The 3,270-nt window shown below is 62.0% G+C and carries 3 protein-coding genes and 1 pseudogene; 1 reads left to right on the top strand and 3 read right to left on the bottom strand.

Features of this window, described 5'->3' with window-relative positions:
• The 3 genes and pseudogenes from PHP59_RS12220 to PHP59_RS12210 form a co-directional block, all read right to left on the bottom strand.
• Positions 1 to 258: pseudogene (locus PHP59_RS12220) on the bottom strand (serine protein kinase RIO); the annotation flags it as partial.
• Between the two features lie 4 nt (positions 259 to 262).
• Positions 263 to 1,204 carry a tyrosine--tRNA ligase gene (locus PHP59_RS12215; RefSeq protein WP_300167373.1) on the bottom strand — a complete coding sequence of 314 codons (942 nt, stop codon included), beginning with the start codon at positions 1,202 to 1,204 and terminating at the stop codon, positions 263 to 265.
• A 36-nt stretch (positions 1,205 to 1,240) separates the two neighbouring features.
• Positions 1,241 to 2,260 carry a type II glyceraldehyde-3-phosphate dehydrogenase gene (locus PHP59_RS12210; RefSeq protein WP_300167371.1) on the bottom strand — a complete coding sequence of 340 codons (1,020 nt, stop codon included), beginning with the start codon at positions 2,258 to 2,260 and terminating at the stop codon, positions 1,241 to 1,243.
• A 145-nt stretch (positions 2,261 to 2,405) separates the two neighbouring features.
• On the opposite strand from PHP59_RS12210, the gene PHP59_RS12205 reads away from it, so the two are divergent.
• On the top strand, positions 2,406 to 3,270 hold an 865-nt coding region (locus tag PHP59_RS12205; protein WP_300167369.1), incomplete at its 3' end, for an acyltransferase.

Below are 3,270 nucleotides of genomic sequence, written 5' to 3'. Positions count from 1 at the left end.
CGCCGTTCTCATCCGGTAGATCTTGATGGCGACCGTTTTCCCCTCCCTCTCGCCAAGGAAGACGTTCGCCTCCTTTCCGGTGGAGATGGAGCCGCCGATCGCCGAGATCTTCTTCTTGTGGACAAGGTGGTACAGGGCAAGGAGAGTGTTCTCATCGAAGACCTCGCCCCGCACCTTCCTGGTGTTCTCGTCCTTGATCCGGATGCCCATCTCCTCGAGCTTTCGGTCGAAGTCCTTTCCTTCCCTGTCCCCACCCATAGTATTACACCACAGCGTCGTGCACGCCGGCGAGCACCTCGGCGAGGTAGTCGGCGGTCATCGTCTTCAGGTCGAGGGGGTGGACCTGGCCCGCGCCATACGCGGCCTCCACCGCGGCGTACGAGGAGAACTCAAGGTCGCCGCCGAACTTCGCCGGCCTGTGCATCACGACCGCCTCGAAGCGGGGGAAGACATGGTGCTGGAGCACCTGGAGCACCGGGTTCTCCTCGATCCCGGGCGGGCAGAAGGCCTTCTTCATCTTCGCCCGGATCTCGTCCTCGGTGTCCGCGACCGAGATGAGGTTTCCGGCAGACGAGGACATCTTCTTGCCGTCCAGGCCATTGATGATCGGGGTGTGGATGCAGACCGGTGCGGCGTAGCCCATGCCCGGCAGGTACTCGCGGGCGAGCATGTGAATCTTCCTCTGGTCGATGCCGCCGACCGCGGCATCGACGCCGAGCATCGCGATGTCGGCCATCTGCATGATCGGGTAGACCATCTGGGAGACGGCCGGGTGGTCCATGCCGCGGCCGACCTCGTCCATCGAGCGGTGCGCACGGTTGACCGTGACCTCCTGGGAGAGCTGGAGGACGAGGAGTTCGTATTCGGAGTTGAGTTGAAGGTCGGTGCCCATGACGAACTTTGCGTCTTTCAGGCCGAGTGCCTCGAAGCACCGGCGATTGTACTCGGCGGTCTCCCGGACCTCGTCGAGCGTGCCCTTGTGGTTGAGGAAGGCATGGAGGTCGGCGAGGAGGACGGTCACCTCGAACCCGGCCTTCTGAAGGTCCATCAACTTGTTGATGGTCACCAGGTGGCCGAGGTGGATCTCGCCCGAGGGCTCGTAGCCGGCGTAGACCCGCCGAACGGGCTTCTGGAGGAGGGCCCGCAGCTCCTCGTCGGTGACGATCTCCACGGTATTACGCGTGGCAAGAGAGTATGGATCCATAAAATAATATGGGGTGTTCGGGGGATTAATCCTTCTTCAAATAGCAGTGAAGCCGAGTGCCCGGTTGGTCATCGCGATGGAGGTGGCGGCGTCGTCAGCCCCGTTCATCATGGCGCGGATGGCATCGACATTCTCGACGACGACGTCGGCCTCCTGGTGGATCGCCTGGAAGAGGAAGAGTTCGCGGCCGACGAATCCAATGGACTCTGCGAAGATGCAGTTCTCGTAGAGGTCGGCGCGCCTCCTTCCCATGTCCTGCGCGAACTCCTTCAGCTCCGCGGTGCTCGTGATCCCTGTGCCCTTGCGCACAAGCCCCAGACGGGGGTGCTTCTCGATGATCTCAATGACCTCCTCGCGGGTCGCATCGCTCCTGAGGTCCATCTGGACGGCGTGCATGTGCATGAAGGTCGTCGGCACGATCATCGCCATCGTGGTGATGTCGATCTGTGGGAGGACGGTCTGGACGTCGGGGCCGTGGTGGCTCGGGATCTCGACGGGGTTGAGGACGATTGCGTCTACAGGCCCTTTCTTCACCTCGCCGGGGTCGGAACCGCGGCGGACCATCGTCGCCCGCACCCTCTCTACCCCGAACTTCTCGTCCATGGCCTGGATGATCCGACAGAGGCCGGTGGTATTGCAGGAGACGACCCGTACAAACTGACGGTTCTTCGCCTCATTATAGTTGCAACTGGAGCAGAAGGAGAAGCCCGCAACCCCGTGGTCCTCGCCGCCCTGCCAGAGGGCCTTGACGCCGTAGAGTTCGTAGAGTTTCTTGTTCTTCACGCCGACGCCGCCCGGTGTGGCGTCCACGACGATGTCCGCGTGCTTGATCATCTCGGTGACGTCGCCTGCGACCTCGATGCCGGCGTCCTCGAAGGCCTTGCGCTTGTTGATCTCCGCGATGTACAGGGGGTAGCCGCGCTGGTTCGCGATGTAGGCCTCGGCGCTGGGCCGGGTCTTGGAGACTCCCACGACCTCCATATCTGGCTGAGCGGCGACCGCATCGGCGACTCTCTTGCCGATAGTGCCGAATCCGTTGATTGCGACCTTGATCATGTAAAGCTTCAGTAAGAGCAGAAGCACATAAAGGTTCCCTTCTTCCGGGCCAGGGATCAGGGGCCGGGAATGCTCCCCGCCGCATTCGCGCCGGCGCCGGTTGCCTGATGGGCAGGACTATATACCGCGGTGCCTATTCGCTGGTGTGGAGACCTCCCGCCGGCATGCAAACAACTTCGACTTTCTCCGTCTCTCCGCGGCCCTGGTCATCATCGTCTCCCATGCCTATGCCCTCCTGATCGGGTATGGGGCGATACCGGGCAATTCTCCGGCGGTGCTGGTCGGGCAGGCCGCCCTCGCGAGTCTTTTTGTGATCAGCGGGTATCTTATCCCGCAGAGCTGGATGGCACAACCCGACGTGAAGCGGTTCTTCTGGAAAAGGTTCCTCCGGGTCTTTCCCGCGCTGGTGCCGGCCCTGGTCTTCACGTTTCTTCTCATCGGTCCGGTCGCGACGACCCTCCCTCTCGCCGACTATTTCATGACGCTTTTCTCCCCCTTCACTCTCGCGTCTTTCGATGCTGTCTGGAACGGGTCGGCCCTCGGACTCTTCCAGTCAAACCCGGTCACCTTCGTGAACGCATCCCTCTGGACGATCCCGGTGGAGTTCGTGATGTACATCCTCGTCGCACTCCTCGGGGTCGCCGGTCTCCTGCGGAGAAAGGACATCCTCCTCTCCCTGATAGCCATCGACGTCGCTATCTGGATGGCGGTGTCCGGGGATCCCGGCCTTGCGAAGGTGCGGTTCACCCTCTACTTCCTCATCGGCGCCTACCTCGCCGTCCACCACAGGGACCACCGTTATGACCCCGCGACCGCGGCCGTCCTCGCTGTCGTCCTTGTCGCGGCATCACAGACGCCGTACGTTCTTTTTCTTGCCTTCGTTGCCGTGCCGTACATCGTCCTCGCCGTCGCCCATCTGGGTGTTCCGGCCCTGAACAGGTTCGGGAATCGCGGCGACTTCAGTTATGGCGTCTATATCTATGCCTATCCGATCCAGCAGATGATCGTCC

This window comes from Methanofollis sp. (genome assembly GCF_028702905.1).
In the GTDB taxonomy this organism is placed as follows: Archaea; Halobacteriota; Methanomicrobia; order Methanomicrobiales; family Methanofollaceae; genus Methanofollis.
Note: the sequence above shows the minus strand (reverse complement) of the source record. Positions and strands in the feature narration are given on the sequence as shown.

Excerpts from the sequence above, each read along its gene's own strand:
- PHP59_RS12215 (WP_300167373.1), bottom strand. The coding sequence starts at position 1,204 with ATGGATCCATACTCTCTTGCCACGCGTAATACCGTGGAGATCGTCACC.
- PHP59_RS12210 (WP_300167371.1), bottom strand. The coding sequence starts at position 2,260 with ATGATCAAGGTCGCAATCAACGGATTCGGCACTATCGGCAAGAGAGTC.